Genomic DNA, 18974 nt, shown 5'->3' with positions numbered 1-18974 from the left:
AGGCCTAGAGACCCATGAAAATGAAAGAAATAACTGTCCTTGCAGGCGTCATCGGCATCGTTCTTATGATGATTCTCCCGATCCCTTCATGGCTGCTCGATATTCTACTTGTCATCAACATATCTATTGCATTGATGATTCTGCTGGTTTCTATGAACACGAAGGAAGCTTTGCAATTCTCGATCTTTCCTTCATTGCTGCTTATCACGACATTGTTTCGTTTGGCGCTTAACATTTCTACAACCAAGCTCATTTTAGGCGAGGGGCACGCAGGGGAAGTTGTTGCAACTTTCGGCAGCTGGATAGCAGGCGGACAAATTGCAGTCGGTTTTGTAGTCTTCCTCATTCTCGTGGTCGTACAGTTTATTGTGATCACCAAGGGCTCGGAGCGGGTTGCTGAGGTAGGCGCACGGTTTACACTGGACGCGATGCCGGGGAAACAAATGAGTATTGATGCAGATCTGAACGCAGGTCTGATCAACGAGCAGCAAGCCCGTGAACGACGCGGTAAAATCGAACAGGAAGCGGATTTTTACGGAGCGATGGATGGTGCCAGTAAATTTGTTAAAGGGGATGCCATCGCCAGTATCATCATTTTGATCATTAACCTGGTCGGCGGTTTTATCATCGGTATCGCCATTCAGGGAAAAGGATTTCAAGAGGCGCTGTCAACTTATTCTGTTCTCACCATCGGTGACGGACTGGTAAGCCAGATTCCTGCACTGCTTATATCTACAGCGTCAGGCTTGATTGTTACACGTGCCACGTCGGATGGAAATCTGGCAGAGGACTTGACTGGACAGCTTTTCTCTTATCCAAAACTGATCTATATTGTAGCTGTCACGATTGCACTATTAGGCTTTTTCACACCAATTCATATCATTACAACGCTCCCGCTGGCGGTTCTGCTATTTTTCGCAGCCCGAAGAATGCAGGGCAATATGACACGCAAGCAGATAGCCGATGAACAGCTGGAGGAGGAACAACAGATTGAAGAGGTACGCAGTCCGGAAAGTGTCATTAATTTGCTTCAAGTTGATCCAATTGAATTTGAATTCGGGTACGGCCTGATTCCGCTGGCTGATACGCAGCAAGGCGGGGATTTGCTGGACCGGATTATTATGATTCGCCGTCAATGCGCCTTGGAGTTGGGGCTGGTTGTACCAGTCATTCGCATACGGGATAATATTCAGCTCAAGCCTAACGAATATGTAATTAAAATCAAAGGCAACACGGTAGGCGGCGGAGAGCTGTTGTTGAACCATTACCTTGCCATGAGTCCGGGATTTGACGATGATTCGATTTCAGGGATCGAAACGACAGAACCTGCCTTCGGACTGCCTGCGCTCTGGATTGATGAGAATACCAAGGATGTTGCCGAACTATCAGGCTATACCGTTGTTGATCCGCCTTCAGTCGTCGCTACTCACCTGACAGAAACGATCAAGAAGCATGCTCATGAGCTGCTTGGCAGACAGGAAACGCGGTCGCTCGTCGATAATCTCAAGGAGAATTATCCGGTGCTGGTCGACGATCTTATTCCTTCGGTGCTGACCATTGGAGATGTACAGAAGGTATTGGCCAAGCTGTTGAAAGAAAAAATCTCCATTCGCGATTTGGTGACCATTTTCGAAACGCTGGCTGATTACGGTACCTATACCAAAGATCCTGATGTACTGACAGAATACGTACGTCAGGCGCTGTCCCGTCAGATTACACAGCAGTTTGCCCAGCAAGGTGAGACACTGCGTGTCATTACCGTAGGGCCGGGACTGGAGAAAAAAATTGCCGAAAGTGTACAACAGTCGGAGCAAGGTAGTTATTTAGCTCTTGATCCGGTGTCAACGCAAACCGTGTATCAGAAGATGATGGAGCAAATCAATCGTCTCATTCAATCCGGTCAGCAGCCAATCGTATTAACGTCACCGACGATTCGAATGTATTTGCGGCAGGTGATGGAACGGACCATGCAGGATGTCCCGGTACTCTCCTATAGTGAGCTGGAGCCGAACGTTGAAATTCAAAGTGTCGGGGTGGTGAACTTATGAGAGTTAAGCGATACGTAGTGGATACGATACCGGAAGCTATGCTGCAGATCAGGGGTAACCTGGGGACGGATGCCGTCATTTTAAGCACGAAAGAAATCAAGGTCGGCGGGTTTATGGGGATGTTCACTAAAAAGAAAATCGAAGTGATCGCTGCGATAGAAGAGAAACAATCTCAAAAGCTTCAGCAGATGGAAACCCCGCCACAACAACTTTTTCCTATGGGGAAGGAGCCTAAGCAGACGGAGATGCCGTCTGCGCCAGTGGTTCCCAGACAAGCCGCCCCAGAAGCTTACCGACAAGTGACGCAAATGACGAGCGCCACCGGAGAGGGATCGGCTGTTGTAACAGCTGGTATAAAACAAGCTGCTTCAGCAATTGAGCATTCTCAAGTACTCAAAAAGGAATCTTTACTTTCAAATCTGAAGACATCCGGTGAGCAATTGAGGCAACCAGTTGAAACAGGGGTGGCAGCCATGATCGGCACTGCTGACAGCCAGACAGAAGAAAGTCAGACCATGCTCAATGAGCTGCGGGAAATGAAAGCCATGATGGCTCGCTTTTCCCGGAACTCTTCATTAGAAAATGCTTGGCCTGAGCCACTGCATGAAATGTGTGAGCATTTGCTGGATCAGGAAGTTGAACGTGAGCTGCTGGAGTATTGGCTGGAGCGGGTATATGAGCGCCGCAGTGTACATCCTTTTGCTCCGGAGTCATTTGATTGGGAGCAGGCCCTTCGCGAAGAAGTAAGCGAATTTATTCGGACAAGGCTGGACAAGGGCATCTCCAGAGATACCAAAATTGTGTATGTGGCAGGTCCCACAGGGGGGGGGAAAACGACAACCATTGCCAAACTGGCAGCCGAGCAGTTGTTTAAGCATAATCGGAAGGTTGGGTTTATTACTTCGGATACGTATCGCATTTCAGCCGTCGAGCAATTGCGTACATATGCTGCGATACTGAATGTACCGCTTGAGGTTGTGCAATCTCCTGGAGATGTCCAGAGAGCCATTCAGCGTCTGGACCATTGTGACCTGATCCTCATGGATACTGCGGGACGAAACTATCGGAATGAGCTGTTGGTTTCCGAATTGCAAAGCCTGCTTTCACCTATTGAGGAAAGTGAGACGTATCTGGTGCTCAGCATGACGTCCAAAAGCAAGGATATGCTCAATATCACCGGCCATTTTAGCAAGTTCGGTCTTGGCAAGGTGGTATTCACAAAGATGGATGAGACAGGCAGTTGTGGCGGAGTGTTTAATCTGTTGCATCATTTTCCGATGCAGCTGGCTTATATCACGAATGGACAAAATGTTCCTGACGACCTTCTTCATCCAGACGTAGAAATGGTGACAAACATGCTGCTCGGAACCAAATCATCATCAGGGGATAACGGAGATTCGTTATGAGTGACCAAGCTCAATCACTTAGACAAATGGTTTTAGCCTTGAATAAATTCCGATTGCCCCCACGTGATCGCCAAGCGAAAATTGTAACGGTCACCAGCGGCAAAGGCGGAGTAGGCAAATCCAATTTCACGCTCAACTTTGCTCTGGCCCTGCAATCCCTTGGTCGACGGGTACTTGTATTTGATGCTGATATTGGTATGGCCAATATTGATGTCCTGATGGGGGTCAATTCACAATATAATCTTCTTCACCTGCTAAAACGGGAAAAATCAATAGACGAAATTATTCAGTATGGTGTAGGTGGTTTGCCTTATATTGCTGGAGGTTCGGGTTTAAGTGAGCTGTTTTCGCTGTCAGATGATGATCTGAATTATTTTGCCAATGAAGTGGAGATAATGGCGGCAAATATGGATTATGTTTTGTTTGACACGGGTGCAGGTTTGTCTAAGGAAAGTCTTAAATTCATCGCCTCTGCTGATGAATGCTTGGTTGTAACCACACCGGAACCGACGTCCTTAACAGATGCTTATGCGCTAATCAAAGTCGTGAGTGGGGTGCAGAAGGATACGGTATTCAAAATTATCGTCAATCGTGCCGATAACGATAATGAGGCTCGTCAAGCTGCCGATAAGATCGCACTTGTTGCGAGACGCTTTTTGGAGATCGAGATCCCGTTGCTCGGGCATATCAGTGATGATCGTCATGTCATACAGGCGGTCAAAAGACAAGTACCTTTTTGGGTTGCTTTCCCGGGATGTGCGGCTTCCAGAGATGTATTGAATCTGGCACACCGTTTTGCAGCAATGCCACAGGCCCCGCAATCAGGTACACCCAGCGGAATTAAGGGTTTTATGCAAAAATGGCTGCGGCGTTCGATGCATTGATTTTGATGAGAGAAAACAGAGGTGTTTAACATGTGTGCTTACCGGGTGCTGGTTGTAGATGATTCGGCCTTCATGCGCAAAATTATTTCAGATTTAATTGTAAGGGATAAGTCGTTCAACATCGTAGGTACTGCCGCCAATGGCAAAGAGGCTGTAGAGAAAGTGAAGGAACTGCAGCCCGATCTGGTTACTATGGATGTCGAAATGCCTGAAATGAATGGGCTTGAAGCATTGCCGCTGATTATGGCAGCACATCCGTTGCCTGTTATTATGCTGTCTGGCATTAATGAACAAGGGATGAAGGAGACGATCATGGCTTTGGAAGCAGGAGCTTTCGATTTCATAAGAAAGCCTTCCATTACCCATGCGCAAGACATTGAGCAGGTGAGTAAGGAGCTGCTGGAGCAGATGCATGCTGCTATGCAAGCCGTACGCAGCCGCATGGAGCGCAAGGAAGCTAATGAGCGCAAAGCGGCGCTGGAGCAAGCGGAAAAAACACCGTCCGCGACCTCTTCAGCGGAACCGGCGGCACAAAAACGCACGGAAGCATTGGCAGAGAAGGCTCGCATGACTCCGCCACCTGTTGCATCGGCGCAACCAAAGCGAGGTGCCGGCAAGTCCGCCCAGGCCGCGGCCAAGCCAGAAACAAAACGGCAGCAGTCAGGCTCATCTGTGGCAGGTGAGCACAAAGCTTCATCCTCGGCTCAGCCGGGCAAGCCAGGGAAGACACCTGCTGCGCAGCCGAAGCCGGAACCTTCGAAGGGAACGGCACGAACGCCGGGGCAGCTGAATATTTCCGGTACGACTGCTGCCAAATCGCTGCACAGTATGGACAAGGCAGGGCTCGTCAAGCCGGAGACACGGAAGACCGTAACTTCATCGGCTTCTTCCACTCCTGCAGCCGCTGCGACTCCGGTAACGGCACCTGCGGTTTCGACTACACCCAAAGAACTGTCTCATAAAAAGGGTCTGCATACGTCCAATTTTCGCAAGCTCGTCGCAGTTGGCTGTTCTACAGGCGGCCCACGGGCGCTCAAGACGCTGCTGGAGCGTATTCCGGGAGATTTCCCGGCTCCCATCGTCATCGTTCAGCACATGCCGCCCAACTTCACTCGCTCGTTGGCACAGCGTCTGAATACGCTCAGTCCACTTCGGGTAGTGGAGGCAGAGCAGGGAATGACGCTGGAGACTGGTACTGCTTACATCGCTCCAGGGGGATATCAGTTAAGAATTGTATCAGGAGCGGGCAGCAAATACACCGTGTCCCTGAAGATGGAAGAGGCACGTAATGGTCACCGTCCTTCGGTTGATACGATGTTTGAATCCTTGCTCTCATTAACATCGCTGGAAAGGCATCTGGTGTTGTTAACTGGTATGGGAAGCGATGGAGCCAAAATGATGAAAAAGCTTTATGATGCCGGGGTACAATCTACATTTGCCGAAAATGAGGAAACCTGTGTAGTGTACGGAATGCCCCGCTCAGCAGTGGAGTTAAAATGTGTGCGTCACCTTCTGCCGATGCAGGAGATCGCCCCCAAGCTTGTACAGGTTGTGAAATAATCGGAGTGTAACTCATGGAGGAGGTGTCTCTCAATGGACATGAACCAATATTTAAACATGTTTATTGATGAGTCGAATGATCATCTGCAATCTCTTAACGAAAATATGCTTCAATTGGAAAGTAACCCTACCGATCTCGGCATCGTTCAGGTGATTTTCCGTTCTGCCCATACCCTCAAGGGAATGGCTGCAACGATGGGGTTTGAAGACCTTGCATCGCTTACTCACCAAATGGAAAACGTTCTTGACCTGGTACGTAACAACAAGTTGGCGATGCATGAATTTATATTCGATACCTTATTCAAAGGATTGGATGCTCTGGAGTCCATGGTGCAGAACATTACAGAGGGCGGCGATGGAAAAGCGGATGTTTCCTCCATTGTAGCTTCACTGCAATCCATTGTGAGCGGTGATTTCCAAAAGTCCGGTAGGGGTGCTGTTTCTGAGGACTCTTCATCCAAAAATGCGGACAGCAGCGATAGTACGGGGCTTGTGCTGGATCAATTTCAATATTCTGTACTGGAACAATCCATTTCCGAGGGACATCGTGTTCACTATATACAGGTAACCATCAGTTCAGACAGCCAACTGAAGGCAGCACGTGCTTTTATGGTCTTCAACACCTTGGAAAACTCCGGTGAAATTGTCAAATCCTATCCATCAGTACAAGATATTGAACAAGAGAAATTCGATCAAAGCTTCTCGTTATATTACATAACGCAGAAAGAAGTCGGGGAGCTGGAAAAGGAAATCGCGGGTATTTCTGAAATCGACACTGTCTCCGTAGTAAAGTTGGATCAGGAATCGCTTAGACAAATGAGCGAAGTTACTGCTGGACTGGCAGAGGCTGCTGTGGTGCAGGAGGCATCTGTTACCGCAGGGCATCCCGCTCCATCCCAGCCGCAGTCTTCAGCTGCGGCCTCTGCCGCTAAGCCGGCGGCGGGTAAAGCACCAGCAGCCAAAGCGGCTGCACCTACGCATAATCGTACCATTCGTGTAGATATTGAACGTCTGGACGTGCTGATGAATTTATTCAGCGAGCTGCTCATTGACCGTGTGCGGTTGGAGCAACTGGCGAGCGAGGCTTCCAATCCGGCTCTCACCGAGACGGTGGAGCATATGAGCCGAGTGAGCAGCGATTTGCAAAACGTCGTGCTTAAATTGCGGATGGTTCCGGTGGATACGGTCTTCAATCGTTTTCCGCGTATGGTACGAGATCTGGCCAAATCGCTAGATAAAAAACTGGAGCTGGTTATCACTGGCGCAGATACCGAAATGGACCGTACTGTTATCGATGAAATCGGCGACCCTCTGGTGCATTTGCTTCGTAACTCCGTGGACCATGGTATCGAGCCAGTAGCTGACCGTATTGCGGCTGGCAAACCGGAGACAGGAACGGTACAATTGCGTGCCTTCCATAGCGGAAACAACGTGTTTATCGAAATCGAAGATGACGGCAATGGCATTAATCGTGAGAAGGTTCTAAACAGTGCTATTTCCAAAGGAATTTTAACAGAAGATCAGGCAGCCGTCATGACTGACGAGGAAGCCTATCAGGTATTGTTTGCTCCAGGTTTCAGCACAGCTGCGGTCATTTCAGACGTATCCGGTCGGGGTGTCGGTCTGGATGTGGTTAAATCCAAAATTACCGCTTTGGGCGGCAATGTTACCGTTCATTCTACACTCGGCAAAGGCACCAATTTCTCTGTACAATTGCCGCTAACCCTGTCCATTATTGCAGCTATGATGATACAGATCGGTTCTGAAAAATACGCCATTCCACTGTCCTCCATTGTGGAGACTGCGATCGTCAAACGGACACAAATTCGTTCGGTACATGGTAATAAAATGATCGCTTTCCGCGATTCCCATATCCCGCTTATCTCCTTGAGTCAGCTATTTGAGGTGCCGGACTTCAATGAGGATGAAGAAGAAGAGACAGAAGTTGTGGTCATCCGTAAGGGAGACCGTCTGGCAGCTCTTTCTGTGCAGGACTTTTTGGGACAAAGTGAAATTGTCCTTAAAAATTTGGGCAAGTATCTTCCGGCCATCCAAGGAATTTCAGGCGCCACAATTCTGGGTGACGGTCAGGTTGCTTTGATCATCGACCCGAATGTTTTCATTAAATAATGTCTTCATTAAAAATGAAAGAAAATGTGAGATTGCTGACATCAATAAGGAGGGTTTTTAGACATGGGAGAAGAAATTAAAGTTATCGTATTTAAGCTTGGTAAAGAAGAATACGGTGTTGAAGTAGAAAAAGTCCAATCGATCGAACGCATGATGCCGATTACACGGGTCCCAAGAACATATGATTTTGTTAAAGGCGTATTCAACATGAGAGGCGTAGTCATTCCGGTTATTGACCTCCGCGGCCGTTTTGGATTGCCTGAGGCTGAATATACGGATCAAACCCGGATCATTATCGTTGCAGTCGGTGAGATGCAAGTCGGCTTTATCGTCGATTCAGCGAATGACGTTATCGACCTGAATACCGATAACATTGAGACACCTCCTGAAGTGATCGGCGGAGTCAAGGCTAAATACCTTCGCGGAGTGGCTAAAATTGGTGAAGAGCGCCTGTTGATCATGCTGAACTTGTCCGAAGTCCTCAATCGAAGCGAAATGAACCAACTGGAAGGCTTAGAGGATTAATTTTATGGAAAATCTTAGAAATCTCGAAGACTTCAAGCTAGATGTTTTGAAAGAAGTTGGCAACATTGGCTCGGGAAACGCTGCTACAGCGCTTTCCCGGCTTCTCAATAAACCGATTGACATGGGTGTGCCTAAAGTACAAATGCTACCCTTTGAGGAAATTGCCGAAAAAGTCGGCGGCTATGAACAACTTGTTGTTGCAGTGTTTTTTAGAGTCGAAGGGGAAGCACCCGGCAATCTGTTTTTTATATTGCAGCCTCAGGCAGCCAAAAGTCTTCTTTCCCGTTTGGCGAGCATTCCTTCTGATGACGAGGACAGCTTTAACGAAATGGAGCATTCAGCCTTATCCGAGATCGGTAATATTTTAGCAGGCTCATACCTGTCCTCACTGGCCGATTTCACACGTTTGTCTATGTATCCGACAGTTCCTGCGCTGGCTATGGATATGGCGGGAGCCATCCTAAGCTACGGCCTGCTGCAATTTGGGCAAATGGGGGATGCGGCTTTATTGATTGACACATCGTTTTTGGAAGGGCAGAATCAGATTGAAGGTCAATTTTTCCTGATTCCTGATCCAGACTCGTTCGAGAAAATATTTAGGTCGTTAGGAGTCCCGTTGAACGATGATTGAGGATAAAAGCATTATTAAGGTCGGCATGGCTGACTTGAATGTAACCAGCAGCCCGAATTTGATTCGCACGACAGGACTTGGCTCCTGCGTCGGATTGACCCTCTATGATCCGCATTTGAAACTGGCAGGTATGGCACACGTGATGCTACCGTCCTCGGACATTGCACGTGAAGGACAACTGAACATTGCCAAATACGCGGATACAGCCCTGCCCGAGCTATTGGAGCGGATGCTGAAATTGGGAGCCGAACGCCGCAGATTGATTGCCAAAATGGCAGGCGGAGCGCAGATGTTTGCCTTCGCCGGAAGCGGAGATACCATGAGGATTGGCCCGCGTAATGTAGAATCATGCAAGGAAATGCTCGTACATCTCGGTATTCCTTTGGTGGCAGAGGATACGGGCGGTAATTACGGACGTACGATTGAGTTGGATAGTGAAACTGGCGTTTTGAACATTCGAAGCGTACAAAAAGGTGTAAAGGAATTATAATCATGTTATTTGGCAGCTTACGCATTAATCTTTGGTCTGGAGTAGTCGGATTCATTCTGACTTTTGTGTTGTCCGTTGGCAGCAATCTGCTGACCACGAGCTTAATTCGTGGCTTGATCGCCTTTGTTTTTTGGTTCCTGCTTGCATTTGTGCTGCGCTGGACACTTGGTGTTGTAGCGCGGCCAGATCTGGGGAACGCCCAAAGCCGGGCAAGCTCTCAAGTGGATGGCGTGGGAGAAAATCTGGACTTGACGACACCAGACGAAAATGAGAATCTGAATGATTTGCTGAAACCGAAACCAGAGCAGACGGACGTGGGAGATAACGGTTTTGCACCTTTAAACCCGCCTAAGCTGGTTTCCAACAAGAACCCTGAAGAATTGGCCAAGGCCGTTCGTCACCTGACAGACAAATAAGGAGGGTGAAGCCGATGAACGAGCGAAAAGCCGCTCATTTAAACCATTCGGAGCTGTGGGAGCAATGGAAAGAACACGGTGACAAGGAAGCAAAAAAGCAGTTAATTGAAAAGTATCTTCATATTGTGGAGTATGTGTCAGGTCGGCTTGCAGTAGGCTTACCTAAAAATGTATCCAAAGACGATCTGGCGAGTAACGGTGTTATGGGCTTGATTGATGCTTTGGAAAAGTTTGACTATGAACGTGGTTTACAGTTTGAGACTTATGCTTCTTGGCGTGTTCGCGGAGCGATTTTGGATGGTCTTCGTCAAGGAGATTGGGTTCCTCGTTCGGTAAGGGAAAAAGCAAAGAAAATTGAAGATGCCTACCAGCACTTGGAACAGAGATATTTGCGTACGGTAAGCGATAAAGAGATGAGCCATTATTTAGACGTCTCTGAAAAAGAATTTCAAAATATGATTCAGGAAGTCGCCGTGATGTCGATCGTTTCACTAGAGGACCCGATCCGCGAGGAAGAGTCGGAAACACGGCTTTCCCTGCTGGTGGACGAAAAGGCAAAAAATCCGGATCATAAAGTCAATGAATTTACACTCCGCGATGCGCTTGCACAAGGCATTGACAAATTGACTGAAAAAGAGCGTATCGTTGTTTCTTTATTGTATTACGAGGACTTGTCACTCAGCGAGATTGCTGAGGTCATGTCGCTTTCTCCTTCAAGAATTTCGCAGTTGCATTCCAAAGCAATACTACGTTTGAGAGCGACATTGGATAAACAACGGGATTTGTTAATGCGTAAAGATTAACATACGGGAGGTTACAGTATCAGTTAGACGGAAGGAGCACCCCTTATGGAGAAGCAATTTGCTTTGGACCAATTTTTAAAAGTGGTTGTTTCACCTGACAAACAAACCGCCTACTTAGAATTTGCCAAGCGTGAAGAAGGCTTTGCCTGTTCTGTGGAAGAACTAGAACGTTATTTGCGCAACCAAAAAATATCCTATGGTTTGATTACTGATGCGATTCATACTTTTGCGGCATGTCCGGAAGATTATTTCTTTACCAAATTATTGATAGCTCAGGGAAAGCAACCGATTCATGGAAAAAATGGAAAAATTAATCTGGCTGATATTGTAACCGGGGAAGATGAACATAAGCCTCTTGAAACCGTTGATGGACGGGTGAACTATAAAGAATTAACCCGTTTGAAAAATGTAAGGCGTGGACAACTGATTGCCGAACGGGTTGAACCTGTACCTGGTGTTCCGGGGATTGCTGTAACCGGAGAGGAAATTCCTTTTCTTCCGGGTAAGGAGGCGCGCTTCAAGGTTGGTAAAAATGTAGTGGTTCATCCTGAAGGCATTGCGATGTATGCGGCTATTGATGGATTGGTGACAACAACTGAAAAAGGCAAACTTAATGTATTCCCTGTATATGAAGTGAAAGGGGACGTGGATTACAGTATCGGAAACATTGATTTTGTTGGAACCGTCGTCATTCGTGGAAATGTTTTGACAGGGTTTCGTATTCGAGCGGCTGGCGACATCCGTGTCGTCGGTGGTGTGGAAGGTGCTGAACTGGAAGCGGAAGGTTCGGTGGAGATCAGCGGGGGTATTATTGGATACCACAAAGGCTATGTAAAAGCAGCACAAAACGTCAAATGCTCCTTTATACAGGATGGTAACGTCATAGCGGGAGGTGATATACTTGTATCCCAGAGTATTATGCATTCCAGGCTTAAGGCGAGCCGGAATGTAATCTGCGAGAGAACCAAAGGACTCATCGTAGGCGGCAATATACAAGCTGGCGAAAAGGTAGTGGCGCGTACGATTGGTAACACGATGTCCACAGCTACCACGATCGAAGTGGGCGTACTTCCGGAACTGCGTGATGAGCTGACAGAACTGCGAGCGCGTTTGAAGCAGCAGACTGACAGTCAGGATAAAACCAATAAGGCTCTTGCCATCTTGGATCAGCTGGCGGCCTCTGGACAGCTTGCGCCTGAAAGAATGGCGATGCGGATCAAGCTGACATCTACTAAAAAATCGAACGAACAAGAGCTTTTGGAGACCAAATCCAGAATGCTTGAAATTGAACGAACATTGGAAGATACGAGCCAGGCACGGGTAGAAGTGAAAAATACAATTTACGGCGGCTCTAAAATAGTTATCGGCAGATATACGAAATATATTAAAGATTCAGTGGATAGAATGGCGTTTTATTATCATGAGGGAGACATCAGCATGTCCGCTTACGTTTAACTTTGATATACAGATCATAACTCAACATTGTATTCCTCGAAGACAGATACAGATGCTCAATCGGAAAGGACGTGGTCCAATGAGCTTGAAAGCTGTTGAATTGCAAATTGCCGTACCTCGTACCAGTGAAGCGGGTAAATACCAAAATGAGTTCCTGCAGCGGCCGATGAATGATCAGGCGTTGCTAGGGCAAAAAGCCGCGTTGGAAACGGAAAATATGCGTCAGAGAAGCAGCGGGGTAGATGAGTCTGCGGAAACATTTGTCGGTGAGCGGCAAACAGGAGAGCAAGGCAGGAAACCGTCACAGCCAAGCCGCTCCCGGTCTGGTGAGAATGAGCTACCTAAGGAGCATCCGGCAGAGCATCCGTACAAGGGGCACCATATTGACTTTTCGCTCTGATACGACAGGCGGAGAAGCATTATTAAAGGAGACGATGGGGAGTGGACCAACCATGGATTTATATCGTTCTGCTGGGCGCTGCAGCTGTTGTCTACGCCTTGCTGCTGCCTAAACGTCAGCCGGGCCGCGGAACAGAAGAGGCAGTCGTCCAAAAGGTCGAGGCCACACTGGAGCAATATATGGCCGATATTGAAAGCGACAATAACGAGCTGATTGAGCTTGTATCCGGCATGAAGCAGGAACATGCGGCTAAGCAGGTTGCATTACAGGAGCAGGTAGCCGAGCTTCGGAACCGTATTGTAGAGCTTGAGCGGCAGGCTGCATTTGCCGTTGCCTCTACACAAGCGGAGTCTACAAATGAAAATGTAGGCTATGCAGGGATTCCACAACAGGCTGCGGCTGCGTATGGCCAGTTCTATCGGCCGCCGTCCGCGAGGCCCGCACAAGAGGAGCATGCTCATTCGGACGCTCTCCTCGTAACCGGGGATGAGCAGGCAGTGTTGCAAGAGACTGAAACTGAACAGAAGACGGAATCTATCCGCGATCGTTATCAGGAGCTGTTTGCGCTGCATGAGCAGGGGAAATCGGTGGATTACATAGCCAAGCAATTAGGCATCCAGCGGGGCGAGGTAAAGCTCATATTGCAACTGGAAGAACGGGAGGATCTGAGATGATCAAAAATCGTTCATTTATGTTGGGTATGGGTACTGGGCTTATAACAGGTGCGCTGCTGTTGCAATTGGCCATGATCGGTCAGGGACAATCACAGCAATCTCCAATTGACCCGAAAAAAATGACTCGTGAGCAATTGGAACAGGCGGCCGCTAGGTTAAATCTTCAGATCAGCGACAGTTCTGATCCGAGGATGACAGAAGAGGAATGGCGGAATAAGGTGATCAAGGAAGGTAGAAAAACACCGACTGCGCCCCAAAAGGCCAAGCCGGCTCAAACGCCATCAGCACCAAAGACACCGGCGAACAGCGCACCCTCGAATGCTTCCAAACCTGCGTCCAGCACGTCTATACCGAAAAATCCGGATAAGCCGCTTGCGAAAAAATCTGGTGCTGCATCTGCTCCAGGTATCCCCAAGCAGCCTGCTGCTCCGCAGATCCAATATAGTATTGCATCGGGGAGTAGTTTAAGAAGTGTGGCATCCGGGCTGCAAAAGGCGGGTGTTGTTTCGGATGCCGATGCATTCGAGGCGGCAGCTAAAGCTCAAAGAATTAATTCCAAAATCCGTACCGGTACTTACGAATTTGCTAAAGGTGAGGATTTTGGTTCTATTATTACCAAAATTACAAAGAAGTCGTCCAACTGACCGAACTGGCAAGTGGACGACTTTTTATTTGCGCAAAATGCTTGCCAGAAGGAAGCGATCTGCCATAATTTGCATGGATTCAACGATGTCGAAAAGCTGGTTGCAACGATGCAAATGTTATGGTATATTAATTGACGGTGTTAAAAACGCACGTCGGTTAATTTCATGAAGGGTGCTTTTCAACTGAAAAGTCTTGATGAAAAATGATGTCGGCGGAGGACACACAAAAAACCAAACTTAGGAGGTGCGTGAAGATGGCAGTAATCTCCATGAAACAGCTTTTGGAAGCTGGGGTTCACTTTGGTCACCAAACACGTCGCTGGAACCCGAAAATGGATCGTTATATCTTCACTGAAAGAAACGGTATTTACATCATTGACTTGCAAAAGACAGTGAAAAAAGTTGAGGAAGCCTACAACTTTGTAAAAAGCATTGCAGCTGAGAACGGTACAATCCTGTTCGTAGGCACTAAGAAACAAGCGCAAGATTCTGTTAAAGAAGAAGCAGAACGCGCTGGTCAATTCTACATCAACCAACGTTGGTTGGGTGGAACGCTGACTAACTTCCAAACCATTCAAAAGCGTATTGACCGCTTGAAACAGTTGGAAACTTGGGAAGAGGACGGCACATTCGCAGTTCTTCCTAAAAAAGAAGTTATCATCCTTCGCAAAGAAAAAGATCGTCTTGAAAAATTCTTGGGCGGTATCAAAAACATGAAGGGCCTTCCAAGCGCTCTGTTCATCATTGATCCACGTAAAGAACGTATCGCGGTTGCTGAAGCACGTAAATTGGGTATCCCAATTGTAGGTATCGTTGATACAAACTGCGATCCAGATGAAATCGACTATGTGATCCCAGGTAATGATGACGCGATTCGCGCTGTTAAATTGCTGACTGGTAAAATGGCTGATGCAGTGATGGAAGCTAACCAAGGCGAAGAAACTACAGCATAATAATTCCGTCAGGAAATACCTATATGAATTATATGAATTAAATGAAAAGGGTGGTTGGTAGGTGGATAACCTCTCACTACCCTTTTTTTAAGGAATAAAACTTGTTTATACTACTGAAACCAAATTTGGAGGGAAATAATATGGCAGTTAATGCTAGCGCAGTAAAAGAGCTTCGTGAAAAAACAGGCGCAGGAATGCTGGATTGCAAAAAAGCGCTTGAAGAAGCAAATGGTGATTTGACAAAAGCGGTTGAAGTTCTGCGCGAAAAAGGACTCGCAGCTGCAGCCAACAAAGCGGGCCGTATTGCTACTGAAGGCGTTGTTGAATCTTACATTCATGCTGGCGGCCGTATCGGCGTACTGGTAGAAGTGAACTGCGAAACAGACTTCGTAGCTAAAACAGACCAGTTCAAAGATTTTGTGCGTGATATCGCAATGCATATCGCTGCATCGAACCCTCGTTATGTTCGTCGCGAAGAAGTGCCACAGGATGAGCTTGAAAAAGAAAAAGAAATTCTGAAAGCACAAGCGTTGAACGAAGGTAAACCAGAAAAAATCGTTGAAAAAATGGTTGAAGGCCGCATCGGCAAATTCTATGAAGAATTCTGCTTGTTGGAGCAATCTTTCATCAAAGATCCAGATAAAACAATCTCTACGCTCATCAACGAAAAAATCAGCACGATTGGTGAAAACATCTCCGTACGTCGCTTTGTTCGTTTTGAGCTGGGTGAAGGTCTGGAGAAAAAAGAAGATAACTTCTACGAAGAAGTTATGTCGCAAGTGAAACAATAATTACCAGCGAACGGTAATTGCATATACAAAAAAACGGAAATGGAACACATCAGTGTTCCTTTTCTTGCAACAGGACACCTATCCTGTTACAAAAAATAAAATGATATTGAAGGGTGATCATTTGGAAAAACCTGTGTTTAAGCGCGTTGTCCTGAAAGTTAGTGGGGAGTCGCTGTCAGGAACGAACGGCTACGGTATCGATGCAGAAACGATTGCATCGATTGCTCAGCAAGTTAAAGACGTTGTAGAACTGGGCGTAGAGGTTGCTATCGTATGTGGAGGCGGCAATATTTGGCGTGGTATCGCCGGTAGTGCCAACGGGATTGACCGGGCAACGGCCGATTACATGGGGATGCTGGCAACGGTGATGAACTCACTGGCTTTGCAGGATGCTTTAGAACAAATTAAAGTACCTACCCGTGTGCAGACATCCATTGCGATGCAACAAATTGCGGAACCCTATATCCGCCGGAGAGCTATTCGCCATCTGGAAAAAGGCCGGGTCGTTATTTTTGCGGCAGGTACAGGCAATCCGTTCTTTTCAACAGACACCACGGCTGCGCTGCGAGCTGCTGAAATTGAAGCCGAAGTGATTCTGATGGCCAAAAATAAAGTGGACGGCGTCTATTCGGCCGATCCGTTTAAAGATAGTACAGCCGAGAAATATGAGCAGCTTACGTATCTGGATGTGCTCAACAAAAACCTCGGTGTCATGGATTCTACAGCTTCCTCGTTGTGCATGGATAACAATATTCCGTTGATTGTCTTTGCTATTACAGAGCAAGGTAACATTAAACGTGTCGTACTGGGCGAGAAAATTGGTACGATCGTCAAAGGGAGTGTAAATTAATGCCACAATCCGTGAAAAAGAGTGCAGAAGAGCGCATGAAAAAAGCAATCCAGGCATTGCAACGTGATCTTTCGTCCTTGCGTGCCGGACGGGCAACACCAGCTTTGCTGGATCGTGTGCAAGTTGAGTATTACGGTGCAATGACTCCGGTCAACCAGCTGGCAAACGTAAATACGCCTGACAGCCGGACCTTGATGATTCAGCCTTGGGACAAATCCTCCCTGGCCGATATCGAACGCGCTATTCAAAAATCCGATCTGGGTTTGACACCATCAAATGATGGAAATACCATCCGTCTGACCATTCCTGCTTTAACTGAGGAACGCAGAACCGAATTGGTAAAGATGACGAAAAAGAATGGTGAAGAAGCAAAGATCGCCATTCGTAACATCCGTCGTGATGCTAATGACGATATCAAAAAAATGGAGAAAACTGATATTTCCGAGGACGAATCCCGTAAACATCAGGAAGATATCCAGAAAACGACTGATAAATTTATCACTGAAGTGGATAAAGTGTTAGCTGCAAAAGAAAAAGAAATTATGGAAGTCTAAAAGAATGGCAGCCCCTCCCTTACGGTGGGGTTTGTCTCTTTTCAAGCCTGAGGCACATTTTCAGAGAATGCTGGAGGAACTGGAATGATCAAACGGGTTCGGTCTTGGTGGAACGGGGAACAAAAACAGCAAACACCGGCCATTTCAAAGGACAATATTCCGAAGCATGTTGCTGTCATCATGGATGGAAACGGCAGATGGGCCAAACGGATTGGAATGCCGCGGATTGTAGGGCATCAAAATGGAATGAAGGCAGTGAAACGCACGGCAATTGCGGCGGATGAACTGGGCATTAAGTATTTGACTCTATTTGCTTTTTCAACGGAAAATTGGACACGCCCAAAGGAAGAAGTCGACTTTCTGATGCGGCTGCCACAGGAGTTTCTGGCTATTGAGCTGGATGAACTGATTGAAAAAAATGTGCAGGTGCGGATGATGGGAAACAAGGAGCATTTACCTTCCTATACCGTTGAAGCATTGACTGAGGCCATTCACCGAACCGAGCATAATACCGGGCTTGTTCTTAATTTTGCATTAAATTATGGCAGTCGTCTGGAGATCACGGAATGCATGCAAGCGCTCGGCCGTCAAATAGAAAACGGAGAGCTTAAACCAGAAGATATAACGCCTGATATGATCGGGAACACGTTGCTTTCCAGCGGTATGCCAGACCCTGATTTACTGATTCGAACAAGTGGTGAACTTAGACTCAGTAATTTTATGCTTTGGCAGCTTGCTTACAGTGAGCTATGGTTTACGGATATTTATTGGCCTGAATTTAAGAAAGAGCACTTATACGAAGCAGTGAGCGAATATCAGCAAAGATCACGACGATATGGCGGACTAAAGTAAATGGAGGATGAAAGCCGTTGAGACAGAGATTAATTACCGGTATTCTGGCAGGCGTATTCTTTTTGGCAATGGTCCTGTGGGGCGGCTTGGCCTACCATTTGCTTGTTTTGGTGATGGCCCTAATCGGATTTTATGAGTTCGCACGAATGACGCAGGTATCTCCTGTCGGGAGGACGGCATTACTTGGCTACGTGGGCATATTAGCTTTTGTATTCCCGTATCAGCCTCTGGGCTTGCACTCACCATTGCCCTTTGCCAGCATGCTTTGGCTAATCATGATCGCTTTTATGGTCATTACGGTAGGAACGAAAAACAAGATCCCTATTCAAACGGTAGCAATGCTATTTCTTGGTACTGTATATATAGGTTTTGGATTTTCGTACATTGCGGAATCACGTCATATGGAACATGGGCTGTTATGGACTTTTTTATTACTGGCTTGTATCTGGGCAAGTGATGCCGGGGCCTATTTTGTAGGTAAAATGGCAGGGAAGACGAAGCTATGGCCTGCGATTAGCCCGAATAAAACGGTCGAAGGCTCCATTGGCGGCATTGTTTTGGCGCTGGCTGTAGCTTTAGTATTCGCCGGATTGTCAGGCGGGCTGTTGCCGTGGACTAAAGCCTTTGGTATTGGCTTGTCCTGTGCTGTTGTAGGGCAGCTGGGTGATTTGGTACAATCTGCGTACAAACGAGTGTACGGCATCAAAGATTCCGGTAATCTGCTGCCAGGACACGGTGGTATATTAGACCGCTGCGACAGCTGGATTGTCGTTTTTCCATTTGTACATATGCTGATGCTGCTTCCATAAAATTACCTGGTGATTATCATTTATGTTCAGGATTCATCTCTATGTTGCCTATATTGCGCCATTAGAAGGATGAAACCATGATTTTCAGGATAGGAAGGT

General features: G+C 47.1%; 20 protein-coding genes. All 20 read left to right on the top strand.

Translation table 11 applies throughout. The features are described from left to right. The first annotated feature begins 14 nt into the window (after positions 1-14). The 20 genes from flhA to JO375_RS18690 all read left to right on the top strand — a co-directional run bounded on the left by flhA (position 15) and on the right by JO375_RS18690 (position 18875). Positions 15-2048 (top strand): flagellar biosynthesis protein FlhA, encoded by a 2034-nt coding sequence (gene flhA / locus JO375_RS18785; RefSeq protein ID WP_229525900.1) that lies wholly within the window; start codon positions 15-17, stop codon positions 2046-2048. Beyond that, complete coding sequence (gene flhF / locus JO375_RS18780) at positions 2045-3454, top strand: flagellar biosynthesis protein FlhF (RefSeq protein WP_229525899.1); 1410 nt, start codon at positions 2045-2047, stop codon at positions 3452-3454. The genes flhA and flhF overlap by 4 nt, the downstream gene beginning before the upstream one ends. Next, positions 3451-4338 (top strand): MinD/ParA family protein, encoded by an 888-nt coding sequence (locus JO375_RS18775; RefSeq protein ID WP_229525898.1) that lies wholly within the window; start codon positions 3451-3453, stop codon positions 4336-4338. Before flhF ends, JO375_RS18775 begins: the two co-directional genes overlap by 4 nt. A gap of 30 nt (positions 4339-4368) precedes the next feature. After that, positions 4369-5898, top strand: a complete 1530-nt coding sequence (locus JO375_RS18770) for a chemotaxis protein CheB (protein ID WP_229525897.1) — start codon at positions 4369-4371, stop codon at positions 5896-5898. A gap of 33 nt (positions 5899-5931) precedes the next feature. After that, positions 5932-8028 carry a chemotaxis protein CheA gene (locus tag JO375_RS18765; RefSeq protein WP_229525896.1) on the top strand — a complete coding sequence of 699 codons (2097 nt, stop codon included), beginning with the start codon at positions 5932-5934 and terminating at the stop codon, positions 8026-8028. A gap of 63 nt (positions 8029-8091) precedes the next feature. Then, the gene (locus tag JO375_RS18760) at positions 8092-8553 is read left to right on the top strand and encodes a chemotaxis protein CheW (protein ID WP_229525895.1); all 462 of its coding nucleotides are present in this window, start codon (positions 8092-8094) and stop codon (positions 8551-8553) included. A 4-nt stretch (positions 8554-8557) separates the two neighbouring features. After that, positions 8558-9184, top strand: coding sequence for a chemotaxis protein CheC (locus JO375_RS18755; RefSeq protein ID WP_229525894.1), 627 nt, complete (start codon positions 8558-8560; stop codon positions 9182-9184). Beyond that, positions 9177-9674 carry a chemotaxis protein CheD gene (locus JO375_RS18750; RefSeq protein ID WP_229525893.1) on the top strand — a complete coding sequence of 166 codons (498 nt, stop codon included), beginning with the start codon at positions 9177-9179 and terminating at the stop codon, positions 9672-9674. Before JO375_RS18755 ends, JO375_RS18750 begins: the two co-directional genes overlap by 8 nt. A 2-nt stretch (positions 9675-9676) precedes the next feature. Continuing rightward, positions 9677-10090 carry a hypothetical protein gene (locus JO375_RS18745; RefSeq protein ID WP_229525892.1) on the top strand — a complete coding sequence of 138 codons (414 nt, stop codon included), beginning with the start codon at positions 9677-9679 and terminating at the stop codon, positions 10088-10090. A gap of 14 nt (positions 10091-10104) precedes the next feature. After that, a complete protein-coding gene (locus JO375_RS18740) occupies positions 10105-10893 on the top strand; it encodes a FliA/WhiG family RNA polymerase sigma factor (RefSeq protein WP_229525891.1) in 789 nt (262 codons plus the stop codon). A gap of 45 nt (positions 10894-10938) precedes the next feature. Beyond that, positions 10939-12348: a DUF342 domain-containing protein gene (locus JO375_RS18735; protein ID WP_229525890.1), complete on the top strand. Its 1410-nt coding sequence runs from the start codon at positions 10939-10941 to the stop codon at positions 12346-12348. A 79-nt stretch (positions 12349-12427) separates the two neighbouring features. After that, complete coding sequence (locus JO375_RS18730) at positions 12428-12748, top strand: hypothetical protein (protein WP_229525889.1); 321 nt, start codon at positions 12428-12430, stop codon at positions 12746-12748. A 41-nt stretch (positions 12749-12789) separates the two neighbouring features. After that, the gene (locus JO375_RS18725) at positions 12790-13422 is read left to right on the top strand and encodes a DUF6115 domain-containing protein (protein ID WP_229525888.1); all 633 of its coding nucleotides are present in this window, start codon (positions 12790-12792) and stop codon (positions 13420-13422) included. After that, complete coding sequence (locus JO375_RS18720; protein ID WP_229525887.1) at positions 13419-14066, top strand: endolytic transglycosylase MltG; 648 nt, start codon at positions 13419-13421, stop codon at positions 14064-14066. The genes JO375_RS18725 and JO375_RS18720 overlap by 4 nt, the downstream gene beginning before the upstream one ends. A 254-nt stretch (positions 14067-14320) precedes the next feature. Beyond that, the gene (gene rpsB / locus JO375_RS18715; protein ID WP_229525886.1) at positions 14321-15019 is read left to right on the top strand and encodes a 30S ribosomal protein S2; all 699 of its coding nucleotides are present in this window, start codon (positions 14321-14323) and stop codon (positions 15017-15019) included. A 140-nt stretch (positions 15020-15159) separates the two neighbouring features. After that, positions 15160-15810, top strand: coding sequence for a translation elongation factor Ts (gene tsf, locus JO375_RS18710; protein WP_229525885.1), 651 nt, complete (start codon positions 15160-15162; stop codon positions 15808-15810). Between the two features lie 121 nt (positions 15811-15931). Further along, complete coding sequence (pyrH, locus tag JO375_RS18705) at positions 15932-16660, top strand: UMP kinase (RefSeq protein WP_229526874.1); 729 nt, start codon at positions 15932-15934, stop codon at positions 16658-16660. Then, positions 16660-17214, top strand: coding sequence for a ribosome recycling factor (gene frr, locus JO375_RS18700; protein ID WP_229525884.1), 555 nt, complete (start codon positions 16660-16662; stop codon positions 17212-17214). Before pyrH ends, frr begins: the two co-directional genes overlap by 1 nt. A gap of 84 nt (positions 17215-17298) precedes the next feature. Then, entirely contained in the window at positions 17299-18066 is a 768-nt protein-coding gene (locus JO375_RS18695; RefSeq protein WP_229525883.1) for an isoprenyl transferase, read from the top strand. Positions 18067-18083: 17 nt separating this feature from the next. Then, positions 18084-18875 (top strand): phosphatidate cytidylyltransferase, encoded by a 792-nt coding sequence (locus JO375_RS18690; RefSeq protein ID WP_229525882.1) that lies wholly within the window; start codon positions 18084-18086, stop codon positions 18873-18875. Positions 18876-18974: the final 99 nt, after the last annotated feature.

Source organism: Paenibacillus farraposensis (genome assembly GCF_020736845.1).
Lineage (GTDB): Bacteria > Bacillota > Bacilli > Paenibacillales > Paenibacillaceae > Paenibacillus > Paenibacillus farraposensis.
Note: the sequence above shows the minus strand (reverse complement) of the source record. Positions and strands in the feature narration are given on the sequence as shown.